The sequence below is a fragment of the Affinirhizobium lemnae genome, assembly GCF_022968395.1.
GTDB classification, from domain to species: Bacteria; Pseudomonadota; Alphaproteobacteria; order Rhizobiales; family Rhizobiaceae; genus Neorhizobium; species Neorhizobium lemnae.
Genome location: NZ_JALJQZ010000022.1, coordinates 41,655 through 63,504 on the forward strand (window position 1 = coordinate 41,655; position 21,850 = coordinate 63,504).

Genomic DNA, 21,850 nt, shown 5'->3' on the forward strand with positions numbered 1-21,850 from the left:
TAATCAAAGCTTGGCTTCGGCGGCTGCGACGACAGCTTCGACCGTAATGCCGAAGTGCTTGTAGAGATCCTTGGCCGGACCGGAAGCACCGAAGGACTTCATGCCGATGAAGGCACCATCGTTGCCGATGAAGGCATCCCAGCCCTCGCGAACGCCTGCCTCGATGGCGATCTTGACCGGCGACTTGCCGAGGATTGCCTTGCGATAGTCTTCCGACTGCTCGAAGAACAGCTCGACGCACGGAACCGAGACGACGCGGGTGGCAACACCCTTGCCTTCCAAGGCTTCAGCAGCCTTGACCGCGATCTCGACTTCGGAACCGGATGCAAACAGCGTAACCTTGGCATCGCTGGACGAAACCAGTTCATAGGCTCCCGAGGCGCAGAGGTTCTTTTCCTCATACTCCTTGCGGACCGGCATCAGGTTCTGACGGGTCAGCGCCAGACCGGACGGACGATACTTGTGGTTGAGCGCGATCTGCCAGCATTCCGCCGTCTCGGTCTCGTCGGCCGGACGGAACAGCATGAGGCCAGGGATCGCGCGCAGCGATGCCACATGCTCGACCGGCTGGTGCGTTGGACCGTCTTCGCCGACGCCGATGGAGTCATGCGTCCAGACGTGAACCACGCGAATGCCCATCAGGGCCGCCAGACGAACGGACGGGCGGCAGTAATCCGAGAAGATCAGGAAGCCGCCCGAATACGGAATAAGTCCACCATGCAGCGCGATGCCGTTCATGGCAGCGGCAGTGGCATGCTCGCGGATGCCATAATGCATGTAACGGCCAGAGAAATCATCCGGAGAGATGGACTTCATCTGGCTGGTCTTGGTGTTGTTGGACGGCGTCAGGTCGGCGGAACCACCCAGCGTTTCCGGCAGAAGACCGTTGATCACTTCCAGCACATCTTCGGAAGCCTTGCGCGTGGCAACAGTCGGATTATTGGCAGCCACCTTCTTCTTGAAGGCATCGATGGCGCTGTCAAAACCGCCCGGCAGGTCGCCGGCAAAACGGCGCACGAACTCGGCACGCTTTTCGGTTTCGGCAGCAGCCAGACGCTCTTCCCATTCCTTGCGTGCCTTGGTGGAACGCAGACCGGCCAGACGCCAGTTGTCCAGAACGTCGGCGGGAACGCTGAATGCTTCCGCTTCCCAGTTGAGCGCCTTGCGGGTTGCCGCGATTTCTTCGGCACCCAGCGGTGAGCCGTGAACCTTATGGCTGCCCTGCTTGTTCGGCGCGCCAAAACCGATGATGGTTTTGCAGGCGATGAAGGTTGGGCGATCAGACTTCTGCGCCTGCTCGATCGCTGCGGCAATCGCGTCCTGATCGTGGCCGTCGATCTCGATCGTGTTCCAGTTCACCGATTTGAAGCGGGCGATCTGGTTGGTGCTATCCGACAGGGAGACCGCACCGTCGATGGTGATCTTGTTGTCATCCCAGAAGACGATGAGCTTGTTGAGCTTCAGGTGACCGGCGAGCGCGATGGCTTCCTGGCTGATGCCCTCCATGAGGCAGCCGTCGCCGACCAGCGCATAGGTGAAATGGTTCTGCAGCTCAGAGCCGAATTCCTGCGCCAGCTTGCGCTCGGCAATCGCCATGCCCACAGCATTGGCAATGCCCTGACCGAGCGGACCCGTGGTGGTCTCGATGCCCGAGGCATGGCCGTATTCCGGATGGCCCGCAGTCTTGGAACCGAGCTGGCGGAACTGCTTGATGTCTTCGATCGTCATATCCTCATATCCTGTTAGGTACAGGAGAGAATAGAGAAGCATCGAGCCGTGACCGGCGGAGAGCACGAAACGGTCGCGATCCGGCCAGAGCGGGTTCTTGGGATCGAACTTCAGGTAACGGCTGAACAGAACGGTTGCGACGTCGGCCGCACCCATTGGCAGGCCTGGGTGCCCGGAGTTTGCCTTTTCGATCGCATCCATGGAGAGGAAACGGATCGCATTCGCCATCCGGTTATGTTTTTCGGCAGAGGTCATGGCTAGTCCGCTGGTTTGCAGTGTCAATCAAGCCCGTGAGTAGGACCAAACGAGGCGCGGGTGTTCCATATCAGGTGCAACGGCCAAGTCAATAAATGCCACCCGCGAACTGGGCTCGTCGCTGCATTTGATGCAGTCGTAAAGTAGGATCTGTCGGCTTCACTTGAAAGGCCTAAAATGAGGATAGCGCCCCTCAGGTCGAAAGACTTGATCCACAGCAAAGGTATGCCGACGCATGGCTCGGTTTATTGACCGGAAATGACACGACGCATAGTGTGCAATGCTTATGAGAGATTTGGCGGCCACGATTCGCAATCGCCATATCTTCTGCCTTGTGACCCCGCAGGATGCCGGTGAGTAAAACCTTGGAAGCCACCATAGCCGAACTCTGGGCTGCCTTAAGCCGCCTTGAGACTGCCGTGGACATGCGCATGGATCGTCAGCGGGAAGCCGCCGATGTGGAAAGCGAAGTGCGGCGCGTTCATGCCGATCGCGCACGTCTGGCGCATGAGCTTGATCAATCGGAATTCCGCGCCAACCGGCTGGAAGAGGTCAACCGCGAAGTATCACGCCGTCTGGTGACGGCGATGGAAACCATTCGTGCCGTTCTCGACCGGTAATCAGGCCGATAATCAGGAAAGCAGGCGACAGCCATGGCTCAGGTAACGATCACCATTGACGGCAAGGCCTACCGCATGGCCTGCGAGGAAGGCCAGGAAAGCCACCTTGAAATGCTGGCATCCCGTTTCGATCGCTATGTCGGCCATCTGAAGAGCCAGTTCGGCGAGATCGGAGACCTGCGCCTCACCGTCATGGCGGGGATCATGGTCATGGACGAGCTTTCCGAACTCAACCGACGCATCGCATCGCTTGAGGGAGAGCTTGACGTTCTCAAAGCTGAGGGCAATGGTGCCGCCGAAGCACAGCACAGGAGCGAGGTCGCGATGATCCACACGCTCTCGGAACTTGCGGGACGACTTGAAGGCATCACCGCAAAGCTCAATACGCGGCCTGCTCAGAACCCGTCCAACTGATATCTCATCTATTTCCGTTCGCCCCTCTGGCGATCCCTCACCTTCTCGCTTATATTGGTGTTGCGGTCTGCGCTTCCCGACAGGAACCACAATCCCTGGGGCCATACTCGATCCAAAGGGAGCTGTCCCTGACCAGGCCCGTGGGCCTGGACACACGGCGCCCACCTACTTTTGTAGGCGCCCAGGATCGTAAATCTCCATCGGTTGTCGTGGATCGTACTTTCTTTGAAGGTTGAAAAACCTTTTGCGTGTAAAGCCTTGACTTCTCGCGCGGCAAGACCAACTACCCCGTCCGGGGTAGGGTTCTCTAATATATGCCATTCACAAATAAAAAATTCGCGCGTTCGTCGCTTCTGATGCTGATGATTGGCGCAGCCGTTCTGGCCGCCATCGTCGTCTCTTCCGTTTATCTGGCGCGCTCGACGCAAAGCTACTTTGCGGACGTCGTGCGCCTGCGCGACTTAAGAAGTTCCGCTGCGGACATGATGCTTTTACTGCGCGCCGCAGAAGCTGGGCAGCGCGGCTTTCTCCTGAGCCGTGATCGAGAATTTCTCGAGCCCTATCTGGCGGCAACCGAGCGAGTCGCTGCGTCCCGATCCCGTTTCCAGAAGGCCTATGACGGTCAGACGGCAGTGCACTTCCCGGTGGAGCAGTTCAACACTTTGCTCAATGCCAAGCTGGCAGAGATGAAGCGTACGCTTGATCTGGCCGAGGCCGACCGTTTTGACGCAGCAATTACGCTTGTTCGCGAAGCGACCGGCCGCGAGATCATGGATAACATCAGCGGCCTACTGATCACCCTCATTCGCGATCTGGACGAAAGACTGAGCACGGGCATTCAAGACCTCAATGGCACAGCAGGCACCCTCCAATGGGCGACGATGGGCGGCGGCATCGTCATCATGATCGTCGTGGGGGGCGCTATTCTGATTGTCGTTCAACACGTTCGAGAACTTTCCCGTGCCCATCGCGAGGTTGAAGCGCTGAATGCGGGGCTAGAAGAGCGCGTCGATGAGCGCACCGAGGATCTCATCCAGGCAAACCGCGAGATCCAGCGCTACGCCTATATCGTCAGCCATGATCTACGTGCGCCACTCGTCAACATCATGGGCTTCACCAGTGAGCTGGACCAGACACTGAAGTCGATCCGCGCCTATGTCCTGGCCGATGGCGACAAGTTGACGGACGATCAGGTTCAGCAGGCGCGCCTCGCCGTGGAAGAGGATCTGCCGGAAGCGATTTCCTTCATCCGCTCCTCTACGAAAAAGATGGATGGGCTCATCAATGCAATCCTCAAGATTTCCCGCGATGGACGCAGGGAACTGAAGCCGGAGCCGGTCAACCTGCAAGAGCTCCTGGACGCAACGGCGGCTAGCATCAACCACCAGGTGACCGATGCCGGTGGCGAAGTCACCATCTCGGTGCAGGCCGCCCGCAACCTTGTGACTGACAAGTTCTCGCTCGAGCAGATCTTCGGCAATCTCTTCGACAACGCAGTGAAGTACAAAAGCCCGCAGCGTCCGTTGCAACTGGTTGTCAAAGCCTATTCTGTCGGTCGAACGGCGCTTCGCATCGAAGTACAGGACAACGGTCGCGGTATAGCTCCTGAAGATCACGAACGGGTTTTCGAGCTCTTCCGCCGTTCAGGTCAGCAGGATAGTCCGGGTGAAGGCATCGGCCTCGCCCATGTTAGATCATTAGTTAGAAATTTAGGAGGTGAGATTACGGTCACCTCCACGCTCGGCGGCGGCTCAACTTTCATTGTGCGCCTGCCGATGGATCTTTCCCAGTATGTCAGGAGTCACGGGGTATGAAAGCTGCAGGACGCGAAGTCACAATCGTCATGGTCGAGGATGACGAAGGCCATGCCCGCCTGATTGAGAAAAACGTACGCCGGGCGGGCGTCAACAACGAGATCATTCCCTTCACCAACGGGAACGCCGCTCTCGACTACATTCTCGGCCCCGACCGGACCGGCGACAACATTCAGAACAGGTACATCCTCATCCTTCTCGACCTGAACCTGCCGGACATGTCCGGCATCGATATTCTGGAGAAGGTAAAGTCCAACCCGCATGCCAAGCGCCTGCCGGTGGTGATCCTCACCACGACGGATGACGAGCGCGAAATCCAGCGTTGCTATGATCTCGGCGCCAACGTGTACATTACCAAGCCCGTGGATTACGACAGTTTCGCCAACGCCATCCGGCAGTTGGGCCTGTTCTTTTCCGTCATGCAAATCCCTTGATACAGCGTGGAGACAATGTCGCAGACCATCCTTTACGTTGACGACGATGCAGCGCTCGGCCGGCTTGCCCAGCGTTCGCTCGGTCGCGTCGGCTATACGGTGGAGCATGTCATGGATGGTGCGGCCTGCCTCGCCGCACTGGACGCCAACCATTACGATGCCATTGTCCTCGATCACTATCTGCGATCGGAGACAGGTCTCGACATTCTGCGTATGTTGAAGGAACGCGGTCTCTCCATCCCGACAATCTACGTGACGGGATCGAGCGAGGCGACGATTGCAGTCGATGCGCTAAAAAGCGGTGCCGCAGACTATGTGATCAAGACTGTTGGCGAGGAATTCTGGTCTCTGATGGAAAGCGCGCTGCGCCAGGCCATTGCCACAGCGGAACTGCACCGGGCGAAAGAGCTTGCCGAACAGGAAATCCGCCGCGGGAAAGAACGCGCGGAAGTTCTGCTGGCAGAAGTCAACCACCGGGTTGCCAACAGTCTGGCACTGGTAGCCGCACTGATCCGTCTTCAGGTAACGAACAGCAAAGACGAGGCAGTCCGCGACGCCCTGACGGAGACGCAGGCCCGCATTACCGCCATCGCGGGCATGCACCGCAGCCTCTATACCTCGGACGATGTCCGACATGTGGAGATGGACAAATACCTCGCAACATTGGTGCAAGAGGTGCAACGTTCCGTCAATCTTGGCAGTAAAGGGCCTGCTATTTCGCTGGATGCTGACGCTGTATCACTGTCATCGGATCGCGCGGTCTCGGTCGGCATGATTGTGACCGAACTCCTGACCAATGCACTGAAATACGCCTATCCCGTGGGGTCCGGCGGAGAGGTGCGGGTACATCTAAAGCGCACGGGTGACGACAACGCCCTCCTGGCCGTAGAAGATGACGGCATCGGTCTCGTCGAAGAATCGACACCCAATGGTACAGGACTGGGCAGCCGCATCATTCGTTCGATGGCTGCAACCCTTGGAAGCTCCATCGCCTATGCGGACGTCACACGCGGAACGCGTGCGGAACTTACTCTGGAGCTCGGACAAACGGGCTGAGCGCATTGCCAAGGCGCAGCACGACCGATAATATCCGGCTCCTAACGTCAGCCGTGGCCTTCACCATGGAACCGAAACAGCTTCCATGTGTTTGCGCGGCGGGGTCGACCGGATGTTCGAGTCGGCCCGGGTTTACCATGCTTCATGCAAGGTGGTTCAAACTCTGGCGCAACAAATGAGAGTCACTTGTTAACCGAAATATCCATCGTCGTTCTTCTCACCATCCTTAACGGCGTACTAGCCATGTCCGAACTGGCTGTCGTTTCCTCCCGTGCCGTTCGCCTGAAGCTCATGGCAGAACAGGGCAACAGAGGTGCCGCGCAGGCCATCAAGCTGGCAGAAGACCCTGGCCGTTTCCTTTCCTCCGTTCAAATCGGCATCACGCTCGTCGGCGTCCTTTCAGGCGCTTTCTCCGGTGCAACCCTCGGGGCTCGCCTGTCCGCCTGGCTTCTGTCCATGGGCCTTCCTCAAGGCTGGGCGGATGGCCTCGGCGTCGGCTCGGTCGTTGTAGCTATCACCTATCTTTCGCTGATTGTTGGCGAGCTGGTACCCAAGCAGATCGCGCTGCGAGCTCCGGAAACGGTTGCAGCGCGCGTTGCGCCGATGATGGTGCTTCTGTCGAAGCTCGCGCTTCCCCTGGTGTGGCTGCTGGATGCCTCCGGTCGAAGCGTTCTGGCGCTCCTGGGTCAGAAGGGCGAATCCGAGGAGCGAATGACCGATGAGGAAATTCGCACGGTTCTTGCCGAAGCGCAGATCGCGGGCGTGATCGAGACCGAAGAATCGGCGATGATCTCCGGTGTCATGCGCCTTGCAGACCGGACCGCCCGCGGATTGATGACCCCCCGCCGCGATGTGGAAGTCATCGACATCGAGGACGATCCGGCGGAAATCCGCGCACAGCTCAGGAACACGCAAAAATCCCGGCTACCGGTTCGCAATGGCTCGTCCGACGAAATTCTTGGCGTTCTGTTCGTGAAGGATGCCTACGAGGCGATTGCCGAAGGCAAGGATCCAGATATTCGCAACCGGATGCGCGAGGCACCCGTGGTCTCCGATCTCACGGGCGCTATCGACGTGATACAGGCCCTGCGCAAGTCCAGCGCCCATATGGTTTTGGTCTATGATGAGTATGGCCACTTCGAAGGCATTGTAACCTCCGGCGACATTCTGGAGGCCATCACTGGGGTGTTCCAGGAAGATGAAGTCGAAGAGCCCGCAATCGTTCAGCGGGACGACGGTTCCTTCCTCGTGGCTGGCTGGATGCCGGTCGATGAATTCGCCCATCAGATGGGCTTCTCCATGAAAGAGGATCCGGATTACGAGACGGTTGCCGGCTTTGTTCTGGACGAGCTGAAGCATCTACCGGAACTGGGTGAGCGATTTAACTGGAATGGTTGGTCCTTCGAAGTAATCGATCTGGATGGCAGGCGCATCGACAAACTTCTGGTGCAAAAGGCAACGGTCGGAGCATGACGGACAAGGTCGCGGCGAAGGCTCTTCTGAGAGCAGAAAGGCTGGCAGTCCGCAACCAGCTGCCGACATCCGAACGCATCGAAAAGAGCCTGACAATCGCCGAGACAGGCCTTACCACACTGGAAATCGAGCCGGGCATGGTCGTATCCGGTTTCTTCCCGATCCGGTCCGAAGTCGATATCAGGCCGCTGATGGCAGACCTCAAGTCGCGCGGCGCCGTTCTTTGCCTACCGGTTATCCTCGACAAAACGACCATCGTTTTTCGCGAACTGCATGCAGACCGTCCTCTGGTGCCGTTGGGGTTCGGCACCTTCGGTCCGGGTGCCGATTGCGCGGAACTGGACCCTTCGCTGATGCTCGTACCCCTGGCAGCCTTTGACAGGACCGGCCATCGGATCGGCTACGGCGGCGGTTATTACGACCGCGCAATCGACCGTTTGCACAGGAAAGGCTTGCATCCGCGCCTGATCGGCATTGCCTTCGATTGTCAGGAAGTGGCATCAGTGCCCGCAGAACCTCACGATATGCGTCTTCACGGCATCCTCACAGAAAGCGGCCTGAGACGCCTGAACAGCTGAACGGATTGGTATGCGACTTCTCTTTCTCGGCGATATGGTAGGCAAGACCGGACGCACTGCCGTCTGGGATCGCCTTCCCGGCCTCATCTCGGACCTCAAGCTCGATTTCGTCATCGTCAACGGTGAGAATGCTGCGGGCGGCTTCGGCATCACCGAAGATATTTATCTCGAGACGATCAATGCCGGCGCCGATGTGGTGACCACCGGTAACCATGTCTGGGATCAGAAGGAAGCCGTTTCATTTGCTGGCCGTCACGATCAGTTCCTGCGTCCTGCCAATTACCCGGCTGGCACCCCAGGTCGCGGCTCCGGCCTGTTTTACGCCCGTAACGGCGCGCGCGTTCTGGCCGCCAACATCATGGGCCGCGTCTTCATGCATCCGGAGCTGGATGATCCCTTCAAGAGCGCCGAAGCCATTCTCGACGCTTGCCCGCTCAAGGAACAGGCGGACGCCATCGTCTTCGATTTCCATGCGGAAGCAACAAGCGAGAAGCAGTGCTTCGGGCATTTTGTCGATGGTCGTGCAAGTTTTGTCGTGGGTACGCATACGCATGTTCCGACGGCCGATCACCAGATCCTGAACGGCGGAACCGCCTATATGTCCGATGCCGGCATGTGCGGCGATTACGATTCATCGCTCGGCATGGAAAAGGAAGAGCCGCTGAACCGCTTCATTTCCAAGATGCCGAAGGGGCGTTTCGAGGCCGCCAGCGGTCCCGCAACGATCTGTGGCGTTGGCGTGGAAATATCCGACAGCACCGGGCTTGCGGAAAAGATTGCCCCGCTTCGCATCGGCCCTCGCCTGCAGGAAGCCATTCCCGAATTTTGGAGATAACCGGACAATGAGCATCTTCGATGACGACCGCCCGAAAAAGGTAACGCAGCACGAAATCGGCTGCGACCTCTCGCTCTTGTCTGCGGACGAGCTGGACAAGCGCGTCGCTTTGCTCGAGGCGGAAATCGTTCGTTTGAAGGCAGAGCGCGCGCAGAAGGATGCGGGACGCCGGGCAGCGGAAGACTTCTTCAAGCGATGAGACAAAGCGCCTCATGCTGCCCAATGTTTGCAACCGTACGAATCACTTCAGCAGATTTTCGATCTGAAGTGGCGATGTTTTTCTTTGCGAGACAGCTTTGGTCCAAGCTGGAATGGCTGCTCGCGAAGAATTTACACTTTGTGTAAACCTATTAATCCCTCATTAAGCATTTTCAGTAATGATGAGTTTGACTGGGTTTCCTGGTCTCAGACAGTTTCTCCGATCGGCGATTTGGTCTGATTCTCCCTGTTTTACCTTGAGAGCCGCTACTGCGGCTCTTTTTTTTGTGTCTATGCTTATAAACTGTGGGAATTAACCCTTCTTTAAGAAACGCCTTGCGGATTTGCGCTAGTGGGATCATCTTCTGTTGCAGAAAGAAGCGAGAGCGGAACCTTTTGCGTGGTTTCGTCATTGCCTGATCAAGTGGATGCGTTAGCAGGATTATCTCGATGTCAGAGCAGGTATTGAATACCGTAAGTTTCGCTGGCCGCGCCGCTAGCTCGTCGCAGTTCAAGGCGCTGTATACGGAAGGCATGTCACTGGTCGAAGAGACCGCCGCTTATCTCGATGGCCCGGGCCGCGCCGCGTCCAAGGTGCTGCCGCGTGTCGCGACCGTTCTTTACGCAGCCGAATCCATGCGGCTTACCACCCGCCTTATGCAGATGGCATCGTGGCTGCTGCTGCAGCGCGCCGTCAACAATGGCGAGATGAGCTACGATCAGGTGCTTGCGGAGAAGAACAAGGTTCGCCTCGACGGTTTCAATGTCGATCGCATGGCGCCGGGCTGGGGTGACCTTCCGGAAGCCTTCCGTGATCTTGTCGAGCGTTCGCTGCGCCTGCAGAACCGCGTTGCGCTTCTCGATCGCGAAATCTATCGCCCGCAGGAAGCCATCGTTCCGGACAACGAGAACAGCGTTCGTGCGCAGCTCGATCTCCTACGGACGGCCTTCAAGGGCGCTTGAGCCCAGCCAGAAATGCATGAAAAAAGCCGCGATGCCTATGAAGGGCGACGCGGCTTTTTCTTTGCTCGAATAGATATTGTCAGGGCTGGGCAACGGTTGTCTTGACGGTCGCTGTCTTTGCAGGAGCAACGACATCCGCACCGGGACGCTTTGCCACAGCCGTCGGATCAGCCGGCAGGAAGCGATCGAGGAGAACCTTCATCGTCTCGTCCCGTTCCTGAGCCGTCTTTCCGCCCAGCACGACACCGACGAGACTGCGCCCTCCTCGCGACACTGAAGTCACAAGATTGTAGCCGGATGCATCCGTATAGCCTGTCTTGATTCCGCTGGCGCCCGGATAGGTGTTCAGTACGCCGTTATGACCGCGGATCTTCATGCTGCGGAACTGGATGGATCGCGCGGAGAACATCTTGAAGTCTTCGGGGAAGTCGCGCATCAACGCCATGCCAAGCTTCGCCATGTCGGCAGCAGTGGTCACCTGCTCGGGGTCGGGAAGTCCGGCGGGGTTCTTGAAGACGGTATTGGCCATGCCGAGCTGACGCGCCTTTGCCGTCATCAGCTTTCCGAACCCTTCTTCCGTGCCACCGAAATATTCGCCCATGGCGGTTGCGGCATCATTGGCAGAGATCACGATCATGCCTTCGACCGCCTCGCGCACGCTGATGGTGTTTCCGGCGCCGATCGCAAACTTGTACGGCTCCTTGTTGTTGGCATTCTCGGAAATCTTGATCCGGTCCGTCCACTTGAGTTTGCCGGAATGCAAAGCCTCGAACGTCATGTAGAGCGTCATCATCTTCGTGAGCGAAGCCGGATAATGCAGCTCCGTCGCACGGTCGGCTTCCAGCACCTGGCCGGTTTTCACATCGATGACCAGGCTGGCCTGATTGCCTTCGGCATGGACCGGTGCAGTGGACAGAAACAGGGAGCCTGCGACGAAAAGCGAGGTCAGCGACCGCGAAAAAGCAAAAGACATGAGCATTCTCTTCATGTTGCGAAAGCCGGGATACCGGCTTTCGGACAAAAAAGAAAACCGCCCGGAAGCTTTCGCCTCGGGCGGCAGGATATCGTCAGAGAACCGGATGCATGATCCGGCTCAAGATCAGAGGCCGAGGCCGCCGAAGCGCTTGTTGAACTTGGAAACGCGGCCACCACGGTCCATCAGCTGCTGGCTGCCGCCGGTCCATGCCGGATGCGACTTGGAATCGATTTCCAGGTTCATCACTGCGCCTTCCGAACCCCACGTGGAGAAGGTTTCGTATTCGGTGCCGTCAGTCATGACAACCTTGATCTTGTGGTAGTCGGGATGGATGTTCGCCTTCATGACACAGTTCCTGCTTTGCGGGGTCTTTATGTCGCAATTGCAGCGAGCGACCCTATTCCGTAAATGAAGCCGTGCACCGGTCAAGGCCACGGCTTCCCAATTCGATGCGGAGCCTATACAGGAAGGTCTCCCAAAGCACAAGTACCCGCAAACGGGCTGAACAGCCCTGTTTTGTGGCCAAGCCAGACGGAAATGCCCGATGAAAGCCGAGAAGACGCGCCGCTCCCCCCAGCCTCTGCTGCGCCTGATGCCCTATGTCATGCGCTACAGAAAGATGGTGGCGGCTGCAGGCGTGTTTCTGGCGCTTGCGGCGGCAACAACGCTGATGTTGCCGCTGGCCGTGCGCCGCATGGTGGATCATGGTTTCGCGGCGGCAGACGGCAGCTTCATCAACAGCTATTTTGCCATGTTGCTGGCGCTGGCCGTGCTTCTCGCGGTGTCGAGCGCCATGCGTTACTACTATGTCATCACGATCGGTGAACGTGTCGTTGCCGATCTTCGCACAGAAGTCTTCCAGCGGGTCACCGCGCTCTCGGCCTCCTTCTTTGATGTCAACCAGTCCGGAGAGATCGTTTCGCGTCTGACGGCGGATACGACTCAGATCAAGTCTGCCTTCGGTTCCGCCGCCTCACAGGCCCTGCGCAATGTCATCCTCTGTCTTGGCGCGATGGCGATGATGATCCTGACAAGCCCCAAGCTCTCGCTTCTGGTTCTGGGCGCCATTCCGCTGATCGTCTTCCCGCTGGTGGGTTTCGGGCGCTCCGTTCGCCGCCGCGCGCGCGCGGCCCAGGATACGCTGGCTGCAACCTCTGCCTTCGCGTCTGAGACCATATCGGCCAACCGGACCGTTCACGCTTTCGGCGCGGAACAGGCCGCAAGCGCGCGCTACACCTCGACCGTCGAAGCGGCCTATGATGCAGCACGCGTTGCCATCCGGTCACGGGCGTTTCTGACAGGTTTTGCCATCCTGATGGTCTTTGGCAGCATTGTCGGCGTGCTGTGGTACGGCGCACAAAGCGTGCTGAACGGCACCATGACCGCCGGAACGCTTGGGCAATTCGTTCTTTATTCGGTCATTGCCGCAAGCTCACTCGGTCAGCTTTCCGAGGTCTGGGGAGAGCTTTCGCAGGCTGGTGGCGCGGCGGAGCGCCTCAGCGAATTGCTGAGCGAAGTCCCGGCGATTCGCGATCCGCAGCATCCGGTCTCCCTGCCCTCCCCCGCACGCGGCGAAGTCAGCTTCGACAAGGTTGGCTTCATCTACCCGACACGGACCAATGCGGCAGCCATCGAGCAGCTGTCCTTCACAGTCGCTGCGGGCGAAACAGTCGCCGTCGTGGGGCCATCGGGCGCTGGCAAGAGCACGTTGCTCGCGCTGCTAATGCGTTTTTATGATCCGACATCCGGCGCAATTCGCCTCGATGGCGTCGATCTGCGCGAGGCAAGGCTTGCAGAACTTCGGTCGCGTCTTGCCATCGTGCCGCAGGATGTGACGATCTTTGCCGCTTCTATTCACGACAACATCGCCTTCGGACAGCCGAATGCTACGCGCGAGGCCGTTCGGCAGGCGGCGATTGCGGCGCAGGCGGATGAGTTCATTTCCCGCCTCGAAAACGGCTACGACACCATGGCGGGCGAACGTGGCGTTAGCCTTTCCGGCGGCCAGAGACAGCGCATTGCCATAGCCCGCGCCATCCTCAAGGATGCTCCCGTGCTGCTTCTGGACGAAGCCACCTCAGCGCTGGATGCCGAAAGCGAAACGCTGGTCCAAAAGGCACTAGACGGTCTGATGCAGAACCGCACGACCATCGTTATCGCTCACCGCCTTGCGACCATTCTCAGGGCCGATCGCATTCTGGTCATGGAGAACGGGCGGATCGTTGAGGAAGGAACGCACCAGCAACTGGTTGCGAAGGGCGGCCTCTATGCCAGCCTTGCCAAACTGCAATTCGAGGCTGGGAGCCAGAGCTTCATCGCCGCGCAATAAGAGAGGCCGGGCGTTGGGTGGAAATCCACCCGGCAAATGGTGTGCATGGGTGGAAAATCACCCATTCGCAGATTGTCTGGCGCGTGCCTCCCGATCGCTCGTCGTATTTCCGTTGTATTGCGAATCCGTGCGACAAAAATTCCGCGCATCTGGCAGGCGTGGAGGAGAACCGTCTGCTGGCTTGACCATTTACGGGAGGATGATCGGATGAAGTTTCTCAAATCCATTCTGGCCGCTGGCCTGATGACGGGCCTTTTTGCCGCAAGCAGCGCCAGCGCGCAGTTTCCGGAACGTACGATCACGCTCGTCGTGCCATTCGCGGCGGGTGGCTCAACGGATGTGGTTGCTCGCGTCATCGCCGAGCGCATGTCTGCCGATCTTGGTCAGCAGGTCATCATCCAGAACGTCGCGGGCGCTGGCGGAAGCCTGGGTGCGGCCAACGTTTCGCGTGCCGAACCGGATGGCTATACCATTCTCATGGGAACCGTCGCCACTCATGCACTGAACCCGCTGATGCTGAAGACCAAGCCTTACGATGCCGAAAAGGACTTTGCACCGGTCTCGCTGCTGGTGGTCGTTCCGAACGTGCTGGTCGTCAATCCACAGCTTCCCGTCAAGAATGTTGCCGAACTGCTGGCGCTTCTGAAGGCTAATCCGGACAAGTACAGCTATGCCTCGTCCGGCAATGGAACGCCGCTGCATCTGTCGGGCCTGCTGTTCAACAGCATGGCGGGCGTCAACATGCAGCACGTACCATACAAGGGTGCCGGTCCTGCACTGAACGATGTCATCGGCAACCAGGTGCCGATCATGTTCGACAACCTTCCGTCCTCTTCTGGTCACATCAAGGCCGGAACACTGCGTGCCCTCGCCGTCACCACATCACAGCGCGCACCCTCCTTCCCGGATATTCCGACCATGGCTGAGGCAGGCATCCCGGGCTATGAGACCTATACCTGGAACGCTCTCTTTGCTCCCAAGGGCACGCCCAAGCCCGTGGTGGACCGCCTGAACGCAGCCGCGAAGGCAGCGCTCGCAACGCCAGCCGTGGCCGACCGCATGAAGGAGTTCAGCGCCTCCATCGTTGCCTCCACGCCGGAGCAACTGGGCGACCATGTGAAGGCCGAGCTCGCGAAATGGGCACCCATCGTCAAGAGCGCCAATGTGACGATGGATTAAGTCTACGACGCTCAACGAAAAGGCCAGAGAGACAGCTTACGCCACCTCTCTGGCTTCTCCTGCTCAGGCTGCCGCATGTCGTCCCGCGATGCGGCCCGAAAACAGGCAGCCGCCGAGAAATGTTCCTTCCAGCGCATTGTACCCGTGCAGGCCGCCCCCGCCGAAACCTGCGGCCTCGCCAACCGCATAAAGCCCCGGCACAACCTCGCCATTCGCACCCAGCACGCGCGCATTGAGATCGGTGTGGATGCCGCCAAGCGTCTTTCGCGTCAGGATATGCAGACGCACGGCAATGAGCGGGCCTGCTGCCGGATCGAGCAAACGATGCGGCTTTGCCGTGCGCATCAATTTGTCGCCGAGATAGTTTCGGGCGCCGCGTATGGCAGTGACCTGCGCATCCTTTGAAAAGCGATTGAGAATTTCACGGTCTCGCGCCTCGATCTGCTGGCGAATACGCGAAGGATCCAGCCTGTTTTCACCGGTCAGCCTGTTCATGCCCGCAACCAGCTCTTCCAGCGAGTTGCGCACCACGAAATCCTCCCCCTTGTCCATGAAGGCCTGAACAGGCGCAGGAGGCTCCTTGCCGATGCGCTTCAACAGAAGCCGGATATTCTTACCCGTCAGATCCGGGTTCTGCTCAGATCCTGAAAGGGCAAACTCCTTCTTGATGATCGCCTTGGTGAGGATGAACCAGCTGTAATCCGATCCCCGATCTCGCAAAATCTTCAACGTGCCGAGCGTATCGAATCCCGGCAAGGCGGGCGCAGGCAGGCGGTCCCCATTCGCATCGCACCAGAAGGAGGATGGCCCCGGCAGAATGCGGATGCCGTGGTTGGGCCAAATCGGATCCCAGTTCCGCAAACCCTCCGTATAATGCCACATGCGGTCCGGATTGATGACTGCGCCGCCGCTTGCCTGCGTGATCCCGATCATACGGCCATCAACATGGTGAGGCACACCGCTGACCATGCTCTGCGGTGGCTCACCCAGCCTCTCGCGGGGCCAGTTGCGCCGGACGAGGTCGTGATTTCCACCGATGCCACCCGATGCGACGATGACGGCACCGGCAGTGAATTCGAAGGACCCCACAGCCTCGCGCGAACTCTTCTTCCCGCGCAAGACCGGATCATCCGCGAGAATGGTGCCGGACGCGCCGGTGATGCGCCCCGCTTGACTGACGAGGTTATCAACCTGATGGCGGAATTTGAATGTCAGGAGACCTTTTTCCGCATCGGCCTCAGCGCGCTTGACGAAGGGTTCGATGACGCCCGGCCCGGTTCCCCAGGTTACATGAAAGCGCGGAACCGAGTTTCCATGCCCATGCGCGTGGGAGCCGCCGCGCTCCGCCCAGCCGACAACCGGGAACCAGCGCATGCCCATCTGGTGCAGCCATGCCCGCTTTTCGCCTGCCGCAAATTGCAGATAGGCTTCGGCCCACAGCCGCGGCCAGTGATCTTCCGGCCTGTCGAATCCTGCTGAACCCATCCAGTCCTGACGGGCAAGGTCCAGACTGTCGCGAATGCGCATCCGCCGCTGTTCCGGGCTATCGACAAAGAACAGGCCACCCAGCGACCAGAAAGCCTGTCCACCGAGATTTTGCGGCCCCTCCTGATCGATCAGGCAAACGCGCTTGCCTGCGGCGGTGGCTTCCGTTGCTGCGACCAGACCCGCCAGACCGCCGCCTACGACGATGACATCAAACTCCACGGTGAATCTCCCTCCCCGGATTTCCATTTACTCTTACGCAAACGTCAATCGAGGGCAAGGGGCAGACGGGGAGCCAAATGCGTTTCGAAAACTGCTTATTTAGCGAATTATCTTTCGGTGAGCTTCAGCTCGATACGGCGGTTCTGCGACCGTGCTTCGGGCGTTTCGCCCTCGGCAATCGGCTGAAACTGGCCGAAGCCTGCTGCCACCAGACGATTGGCGGGCACACCCTTCGAGATCAGATATTTGACGACAGAGGTCGCACGCGCAGAAGAAAGCTCCCAATTATCGCGATAGCGGCCGTTACCGCTCAACGGCGCATTGTCCGTATGACCGTCGACACGCAGAACCCAGTTGATTTCCGCGGGAATTTCCTGTGCAAGTTCCAGAAGTGCGGTCGCGAGCTTGTCCATTTCGGCGCGGCCGCGGTCATCGAGATCGGATCCGCCAACGGGAAACAGAACTTCCGACTGGAACACGAAGCGGTCTCCGACAATACGGATATTCTGGCGGTCGGATAGAATTTCCCGCAACCGACCGAAGAAATCGGAACGGTAGCGGTTGAGTTCCTGAACGCGCTGGGCAAGCGCCACATTCAGGCGCCGACCGAGATCGGCAATCTTCGCCTGCGAATTCTGGTCTCGCGCTTCGGAGGCCTGAAGCGCCGCTTCCACAGCGGCGATCTGCGCCCGCAAGGCAGCAATCTGCTGATTGAGCAGTTCGACCTGGCTCATGGCGCGCGCACTTGCCTGCTGCTCCTGATTGAGCTGTTCGGTCAGCGTACCGATCCGGGCATTGGCCGCTTCACTGGAACCGGCCCCGCGATCAAGAAGCGCCTGAAGCCGAGAGCGTTCCGTTTCAGATGCCGAGAGCGAGGCCTGAAGATTGGCCAGCACATCCTCGGCATCCTGCTTGCCGCTCTTTTCAAGCGCCAGCAATTCGGTCAATTCGGCAATCTGGCTGTTCAGGCGCGTCAGGACCTCATCGCGACCCGTGATCTCCCGACCGAGAATAAACTGGGCCAGCACGAACACCGTGAGGAGAAACATGATGGCGAGCAGCAGCGTCGACAGCGCATCGACAAAGCCCGGCCAGTAATCGACCCCGCGCTCGCGGCGCCGGTTGCGACCTAGCGCCATGGCTTATTTCTCCCCGATCTTGTCGGAAAGCCGATCGAGCGCGCGGCGCATGGCTTTGGCCTCGTCCTGCTGCGCCTCGATCCAATCGCGCAGCATCTGCTGCTCGTTGCGCATGTTCTTGACCAGCCCCTGAATGCTTTCGGCAAGCTGGCTGATGGCTGCCATGGAGCGTTCCGATTGCGCGCCTGCATCGCCAGGCACCTGCCCCTTCGCCTGAAGCGCAACCAGCTTGCGCAGCTGCTCCACCATGCGGCGCAGCTCGTCCGAAGACGGCTGGCCGGACACGTCGGCAACGGCGTTCTCGGAATTCACGTCGGTGACGGAAGACAGCCAGTTCTCCAGCTCCGTATAGAAGCGGTTCTGAGCGCGCCCGGCCTGGAGATCGAGAAAGCCGAGGATCAGCGAGCCGGAAAGACCAAGTAGCGAGGACGAGAATGCTGTGCCCATGCCGGATAGCGGCGCCGTCAGGCCACTTTTCAGCGCCGTCAGGATGTCATTGTTGTTGCCGGAATTCGGGTCGAGACCCTGGATGACCTCGCTGATCGAGCCGATCGTTCCAATCAATCCCCAGAAGGTGCCGAGAAGGCCGAGAAACACCAGCAGGCCGATGAGATAGCGGGATATATCCCGCGTTTCATCCAGTCGCGTCCCGATGGAATCGAGGATCGACCGCAAGACATTGGCAGACAGCGCCACGTGGCGGCTACGCCCCAGAAGCGCGCGCATGGGTGCCAGCAAACGCGGCTCCTTGCCAACCCGGTCGGCGCTGCCGGCTGCACGGAAGGAATTGAACCAGCGCACTTCCGGAATGAGGCTGATGACCTGGCTGAAGATCAGGATGATGCCGATGCCCAGCACACCGAGAATGAGCCCGTTCAGACCCGGATTGGTCATGAATGCCGTATGCGCCTGCCGATAAAGGATAGCAGCAATGAAGCCGATGATGATCAGGAAGATCACCATGGTCCAGATGAAGGGAAGCGGATTGGAAAGTTTGTACCCGTGGTGCCGGGGCGCCAGTTCAGTCCCGTTCACATCTTCCAGGGTATCATTCGCCATGATGCACGCAACCTCCACGCAACAGTGGTGCGGAGGCTATTTCAAAAATGAGACAAATTGAAGTGATGCTCTCAGGCATTGAGCAGGTTATCCCGCCCGTTCGAATGATCCCCGAGTGAATATCGGAAAAATCCGCTACAGCGCGGCGCGTTCGATTGAACGCGCGAACGACGCTGTAAGACTTTGACTTGATGCATGTACGTTCCGCTCAACCGAATCCGGTTGAGCGCGACATGCATTAGGATCTTCGGCCTGCCAACCGGGCCGAAGATATTTCAGACGCCCAGGTCTTGGCGTCGTCGCGAATCAGCGCGTCGGCACCGGACGGTTTGTCACTTCCAGCAATTGCTTCTGGATCAATTCGTTACCTGCAACGACCGTGCCATCTTCCAGCATGTCGGTGCCGCCCTTGAGCGTAGAGGTGAAGCCACCCGCCTCACGGATGAGGATCAGACCGGCAGCGATATCCCACGGAGAAAGGCCCACTTCCCAGAAGCCGTCGATACGGCCTGCTGCCACATAGGCCAGATCGAGAGCGGCTGCGCCGAAACGGCGAACGCCGGAAACTTCTCCCATGACATGGCGCAGTTCGACCAGGAACTTGCCGTGATTACCGCGACCCAGATGCGGCATGCCGCAGCCGATGACGCAATCGGAAAGGACGCGGCGGGCCGCCACGCGAATGCGACGATCGTTGAGGAATGCGCCGCCGCCCTTTTCCGCCGTGAACAGCTCATCCGTTGCCGGGTTGAAAATGACACCGGCAACAATTTCGCCGTCCCGCTCCAGTGCGATGGAAACCGCAAACTGTGGAATGCCGTGCAGAAAGTTTGTGGTGCCATCGAGCGGATCGACGATCCAGCGATGCGCACCGTCCGTGCCCTTGATCTCCTGGCTCTCCTCGCCTAGAAAACCGTAGGTCGGGCGGGACTTCATCAGCTCGTCATAGACGATCTTCTCCGCCTTCAGGTCTGCCTGCGAAACGAAGTCGCCCGGGCCCTTGACCGACACCTGCAGGTTCTGCACTTCGCCAAAATCGCGGGCAAGTGACTTGCCGGCTTTCATTGCTGCCTGAACCATGACGTTGAGAAGGGCGGAGCGAGCCATCGGATAATCCTTGGGTAAACGGCGTGTGTTCCCGATCCATCAGGGAACGAAACTTGGCGAATTTTTGTGAATAGGCGCGTTCAGAACCACAAAACCGGCTGAAATTCAAGTGCGACCGGAGTTTTGCTCGGCGCAAGGGTTAAGATGCGCCCTTCGTCATGGCTTCTGCGCGCCTCTCCGGAAACGGTTTGCGGCATCAATGGCCTGTTTCTGCTGCTCGTCATTGATGCCGAGATAGAAGTCTTCCAGTACAGGATCGGAGAGCCCCGCGCGTCGAGAAAGAACATACCATTTGGCCGCTTCCACCGGATTGGGACGCGTGCCAAGCGCATTGACATACATATGAGCGAGCTTGTTCTGCGCCACGACATTACCGCGCAAAGCTGCGATACGCAGCCATTCGAAGCCCTTGTCATAGTCGCGTTCGCCGCCGACACCGTTGACGAGCCAGATCCCCATGTCGAGTTGAGCGGTGTCGAACCCCGCCTTGGCGGCCCGCTCCAGCCATTCACGCGCCTTGGCCTTTTTCTCAGGCGGCACGTCCGGCAGTGATTGGTAAAGCTGGGCAACGGCATACTGGGAATCGGCGACCCCCTGCCCGGCGGACTTCTCGTAAAACGGAAGCGCCAGCTGTAACCCCTTCTCACCGGGATTATCGGCCACAAGAAGCTGCGCCCAGTTGAATTGCGCCGAAGCATTGCCCGCCTCTGCCGCACGCCGCATGAAATCATCGGCCTTTGCCTTGTCGCGCGCCACATCCTTGCCGCGCATCAGCAGCAGTGCGTACTGGAACATGGCAGAGGGATCGCCGCGCTCGGCTGCCTGCTGATACCAGAAGGCTGCATTTTTCGGATCGCGCGGAATGCCCATTCCGCGCGTCATCATCTCGGCCACCAGCGTCTGCGCAGCGGCATCTCCGGCCTCGGCGCGTGGAAGCGCCTTCTCCAGCGCCAATTGATAGAGACCGCGCTGGAAGGCGCCATAAGCTTCATCGACCGGGCCGGTATAGGGCTTTTCCGGCGGAAGCGGCGGAAGTGTCGTCCCCATGCGCTGCAACAGCGAAATGCCGCTGGAGGGATAGGCTTCCACAGGCGGCTTGCCCTCTTCGCCGGCCTTTTCAGGCGGGCTTCCCTTTTGCAAGGTTCCGGCATTGTTCTCGACGGGACGTGTGACCGCTCGCTCCGAGGTCTGCGCGAGTGCCGGACCATAGAAGATCAGACCCGCCGCGGACAAGGCGAGGAAAAGGCGATGGTTCAGCAAATTGGACCTGATGGAACGGTGGTTGCGACGCATGTCGATGTTCAATCGTCAAACCGTGGCGCTTTTTCGTCCAAAACTGCGTTGACTTCGGCAACTGCGGCCGCCGCCCCGGCGGGATTATCGAATATTGCCGTACGAAGCGCCACGAACTCCGCACCCGATTCGGCCACGGCAACCACGGAGCCAACCTCTGTACCGCCCATGACGATGCAAGGGATCTCGATCATCGATGCCCACCATTCGCCCAAAGCGACATTCTTAGGATGCGCTTCCGGCTTGATATCGCCATCCAGGCGCCCGAAAAAGATGTAGTCTGGACGCGCTTCGCCCACTTCCAGCGCCGTGTGCCGGTCCGTTGCTGTCGAAGAGCCGACGATCAGCTTCGGCGAGAACTTCTCCATGGCTTCGCTGAGTTCTTCCATGGAGCCGCTCAGATGCAGTCCGTCGGCCTTGACCCGACCGGCAATGCGCGAATCGCCTGCAATCAGCGCAGCAGCACCGGCTGCCTGTACGATCGGCACAAGCTTTTCCGCACGCTTCTGGAACGCGCTGTCATTGCTGTCATATTGCGGCAGGATGACGGATGCGACGTCACCACCCCGAAGAGCATGACTCAGCTGTTCCGCCAGCGTGTCGTCGTCTTCCATGGTCGGCACGACCAGCACAAGACGGCAGCGATCTTCAGGAAGGGTCATTATCGGCTCCAGTTCATGTGGTAGACAGATA

General features: G+C 59.0%; 21 protein-coding genes and 1 other RNA gene. 13 read left to right on the forward strand and 9 right to left on the reverse strand.

Features of this window, described 5'->3' with window-relative positions; genetic code table 11:
• Nucleotides 1-3: 3 nt before the first annotated feature.
• The gene (gene tkt / locus MUU53_RS14395; protein WP_247261509.1) at nt 4-1,983 is read right to left on the reverse strand and encodes a transketolase; all 1,980 of its coding nucleotides are present in this window, start codon (nt 1,981-1,983) and stop codon (nt 4-6) included.
• A gap of 347 nt (nt 1,984-2,330) precedes the next feature.
• Here tkt and MUU53_RS14400 point away from each other — a divergent pair, with 347 nt between their 5' ends.
• The 11 genes from MUU53_RS14400 (at nt 2,331) to rcdA (ending at nt 10,368) form a co-directional block, all read left to right on the forward strand.
• Entirely contained in the window at nt 2,331-2,603 is a 273-nt protein-coding gene (locus MUU53_RS14400; RefSeq protein WP_247261510.1) for a DUF4164 domain-containing protein, read from the forward strand.
• 33 nt (nt 2,604-2,636) lie between these two features.
• Complete coding sequence (locus MUU53_RS14405; RefSeq protein ID WP_247261511.1) at nt 2,637-3,017, forward strand: cell division protein ZapA; 381 nt, start codon at nt 2,637-2,639, stop codon at nt 3,015-3,017.
• 61 nt (nt 3,018-3,078) lie between these two features.
• A non-coding RNA gene (ssrS, locus tag MUU53_RS14410) (6S RNA) lies at nt 3,079-3,237 on the forward strand.
• 94 nt (nt 3,238-3,331) lie between these two features.
• On the forward strand, nt 3,332-4,831 hold the full coding sequence (locus MUU53_RS14415) for a sensor histidine kinase (protein WP_247261512.1): 1,500 nt from the start codon (nt 3,332-3,334) through the stop codon (nt 4,829-4,831).
• The gene (locus tag MUU53_RS14420; RefSeq protein ID WP_062555687.1) at nt 4,828-5,265 is read left to right on the forward strand and encodes a response regulator; all 438 of its coding nucleotides are present in this window, start codon (nt 4,828-4,830) and stop codon (nt 5,263-5,265) included. The genes MUU53_RS14415 and MUU53_RS14420 overlap by 4 nt, the downstream gene beginning before the upstream one ends.
• Before the next feature lie 15 nt (nt 5,266-5,280).
• Entirely contained in the window at nt 5,281-6,321 is a 1,041-nt protein-coding gene (locus tag MUU53_RS14425; RefSeq protein WP_247261513.1) for a sensor histidine kinase, read from the forward strand.
• 186 nt (nt 6,322-6,507) lie between these two features.
• On the forward strand, nt 6,508-7,794 hold the full coding sequence (locus tag MUU53_RS14430; RefSeq protein ID WP_281435141.1) for a hemolysin family protein: 1,287 nt from the start codon (nt 6,508-6,510) through the stop codon (nt 7,792-7,794).
• Nucleotides 7,791-8,372 carry a 5-formyltetrahydrofolate cyclo-ligase gene (locus MUU53_RS14435; protein ID WP_247261514.1) on the forward strand — a complete coding sequence of 194 codons (582 nt, stop codon included), beginning with the start codon at nt 7,791-7,793 and terminating at the stop codon, nt 8,370-8,372. The genes MUU53_RS14430 and MUU53_RS14435 overlap by 4 nt, the downstream gene beginning before the upstream one ends.
• A 10-nt stretch (nt 8,373-8,382) precedes the next feature.
• Nucleotides 8,383-9,207, forward strand: a complete 825-nt coding sequence (locus tag MUU53_RS14440; protein WP_247261515.1) for a TIGR00282 family metallophosphoesterase — start codon at nt 8,383-8,385, stop codon at nt 9,205-9,207.
• A gap of 7 nt (nt 9,208-9,214) precedes the next feature.
• A complete protein-coding gene (locus tag MUU53_RS14445; RefSeq protein ID WP_062555691.1) occupies nt 9,215-9,406 on the forward strand; it encodes a DUF1192 domain-containing protein in 192 nt (63 codons plus the stop codon).
• A gap of 449 nt (nt 9,407-9,855) precedes the next feature.
• Entirely contained in the window at nt 9,856-10,368 is a 513-nt protein-coding gene (rcdA, locus tag MUU53_RS14450) for a protease adaptor protein RcdA (protein WP_062555692.1), read from the forward strand.
• A 79-nt stretch (nt 10,369-10,447) separates the two neighbouring features.
• Here the strand turns inward: rcdA and MUU53_RS14455 are convergent, their stop codons facing one another.
• Together MUU53_RS14455 and rpmE are read right to left on the reverse strand one after the other, a co-directional pair.
• Complete coding sequence (locus MUU53_RS14455; RefSeq protein ID WP_247261516.1) at nt 10,448-11,341, reverse strand: D-alanyl-D-alanine carboxypeptidase family protein; 894 nt, start codon at nt 11,339-11,341, stop codon at nt 10,448-10,450.
• A 126-nt stretch (nt 11,342-11,467) separates the two neighbouring features.
• Nucleotides 11,468-11,689, reverse strand: a complete 222-nt coding sequence (gene rpmE, locus MUU53_RS14460; RefSeq protein ID WP_062555693.1) for a 50S ribosomal protein L31 — start codon at nt 11,687-11,689, stop codon at nt 11,468-11,470.
• A 199-nt stretch (nt 11,690-11,888) separates the two neighbouring features.
• Here rpmE and MUU53_RS14465 point away from each other — a divergent pair, with 199 nt between their 5' ends.
• Nucleotides 11,889-13,673, forward strand: coding sequence for an ABC transporter transmembrane domain-containing protein (locus MUU53_RS14465; RefSeq protein ID WP_247261517.1), 1,785 nt, complete (start codon nt 11,889-11,891; stop codon nt 13,671-13,673).
• 243 nt (nt 13,674-13,916) lie between these two features.
• On the forward strand, nt 13,917-14,852 hold the full coding sequence (locus MUU53_RS14470) for a Bug family tripartite tricarboxylate transporter substrate binding protein (protein WP_247261529.1): 936 nt from the start codon (nt 13,917-13,919) through the stop codon (nt 14,850-14,852).
• 63 nt (nt 14,853-14,915) lie between these two features.
• Here the strand turns inward: MUU53_RS14470 and MUU53_RS14475 are convergent, their stop codons facing one another.
• The 6 genes from MUU53_RS14475 to MUU53_RS14500 form a co-directional block, all read right to left on the reverse strand.
• On the reverse strand, nt 14,916-16,586 hold the full coding sequence (locus tag MUU53_RS14475) for an FAD-binding dehydrogenase (RefSeq protein ID WP_247261518.1): 1,671 nt from the start codon (nt 16,584-16,586) through the stop codon (nt 14,916-14,918).
• An 80-nt stretch (nt 16,587-16,666) separates the two neighbouring features.
• Nucleotides 16,667-17,698, reverse strand: coding sequence for a peptidoglycan -binding protein (locus MUU53_RS14480; protein WP_247261519.1), 1,032 nt, complete (start codon nt 17,696-17,698; stop codon nt 16,667-16,669).
• Between the two features lie 3 nt (nt 17,699-17,701).
• Entirely contained in the window at nt 17,702-18,757 is a 1,056-nt protein-coding gene (locus tag MUU53_RS14485; RefSeq protein ID WP_247261520.1) for an OmpH family outer membrane protein, read from the reverse strand.
• Between the two features lie 306 nt (nt 18,758-19,063).
• On the reverse strand, nt 19,064-19,864 hold the full coding sequence (locus MUU53_RS14490; protein ID WP_247261521.1) for an inositol monophosphatase family protein: 801 nt from the start codon (nt 19,862-19,864) through the stop codon (nt 19,064-19,066).
• 156 nt (nt 19,865-20,020) lie between these two features.
• Entirely contained in the window at nt 20,021-21,157 is a 1,137-nt protein-coding gene (locus MUU53_RS14495) for a tetratricopeptide repeat protein (RefSeq protein WP_247261522.1), read from the reverse strand.
• 8 nt (nt 21,158-21,165) lie between these two features.
• Nucleotides 21,166-21,819: a thiamine phosphate synthase gene (locus MUU53_RS14500; protein WP_247261523.1), complete on the reverse strand. Its 654-nt coding sequence runs from the start codon at nt 21,817-21,819 to the stop codon at nt 21,166-21,168.
• Nucleotides 21,820-21,850 lie beyond the last annotated feature (31 nt).

Bases quoted from the DNA above. Each gene is read 5' to 3' on its own strand.
- tkt (WP_247261509.1), bottom strand. From the start codon at position 1,983: ATGACCTCTGCCGAAAAACATAACCGGATGGCGAATGCGATCCGTTTC.
- MUU53_RS14400 (WP_247261510.1), top strand. From the start codon at position 2,331: ATGCCGGTGAGTAAAACCTTGGAAGCCACCATAGCCGAACTCTGGGCT.
- MUU53_RS14405 (WP_247261511.1), top strand. From the start codon at position 2,637: ATGGCTCAGGTAACGATCACCATTGACGGCAAGGCCTACCGCATGGCC.
- MUU53_RS14415 (WP_247261512.1), top strand. From the start codon at position 3,332: ATGCCATTCACAAATAAAAAATTCGCGCGTTCGTCGCTTCTGATGCTG.
- MUU53_RS14420 (WP_062555687.1), top strand. From the start codon at position 4,828: ATGAAAGCTGCAGGACGCGAAGTCACAATCGTCATGGTCGAGGATGAC.
- MUU53_RS14425 (WP_247261513.1), top strand. From the start codon at position 5,281: ATGTCGCAGACCATCCTTTACGTTGACGACGATGCAGCGCTCGGCCGG.
- MUU53_RS14435 (WP_247261514.1), top strand. From the start codon at position 7,791: ATGACGGACAAGGTCGCGGCGAAGGCTCTTCTGAGAGCAGAAAGGCTG.
- MUU53_RS14440 (WP_247261515.1), top strand. From the start codon at position 8,383: ATGCGACTTCTCTTTCTCGGCGATATGGTAGGCAAGACCGGACGCACT.
- MUU53_RS14445 (WP_062555691.1), top strand. From the start codon at position 9,215: ATGAGCATCTTCGATGACGACCGCCCGAAAAAGGTAACGCAGCACGAA.
- rcdA (WP_062555692.1), top strand. From the start codon at position 9,856: ATGTCAGAGCAGGTATTGAATACCGTAAGTTTCGCTGGCCGCGCCGCT.
- MUU53_RS14455 (WP_247261516.1), bottom strand. From the start codon at position 11,341: ATGTCTTTTGCTTTTTCGCGGTCGCTGACCTCGCTTTTCGTCGCAGGC.
- rpmE (WP_062555693.1), bottom strand. From the start codon at position 11,689: ATGAAGGCGAACATCCATCCCGACTACCACAAGATCAAGGTTGTCATG.
- MUU53_RS14465 (WP_247261517.1), top strand. From the start codon at position 11,889: ATGAAAGCCGAGAAGACGCGCCGCTCCCCCCAGCCTCTGCTGCGCCTG.
- MUU53_RS14470 (WP_247261529.1), top strand. From the start codon at position 13,917: ATGACGGGCCTTTTTGCCGCAAGCAGCGCCAGCGCGCAGTTTCCGGAA.
- MUU53_RS14475 (WP_247261518.1), bottom strand. From the start codon at position 16,586: ATGGAAATCCGGGGAGGGAGATTCACCGTGGAGTTTGATGTCATCGTC.
- MUU53_RS14480 (WP_247261519.1), bottom strand. From the start codon at position 17,698: ATGGCGCTAGGTCGCAACCGGCGCCGCGAGCGCGGGGTCGATTACTGG.
- MUU53_RS14485 (WP_247261520.1), bottom strand. From the start codon at position 18,757: ATGGCGAATGATACCCTGGAAGATGTGAACGGGACTGAACTGGCGCCC.
- MUU53_RS14490 (WP_247261521.1), bottom strand. From the start codon at position 19,864: ATGGCTCGCTCCGCCCTTCTCAACGTCATGGTTCAGGCAGCAATGAAA.
- MUU53_RS14495 (WP_247261522.1), bottom strand. From the start codon at position 21,157: ATGCGTCGCAACCACCGTTCCATCAGGTCCAATTTGCTGAACCATCGC.
- MUU53_RS14500 (WP_247261523.1), bottom strand. From the start codon at position 21,819: ATGACCCTTCCTGAAGATCGCTGCCGTCTTGTGCTGGTCGTGCCGACC.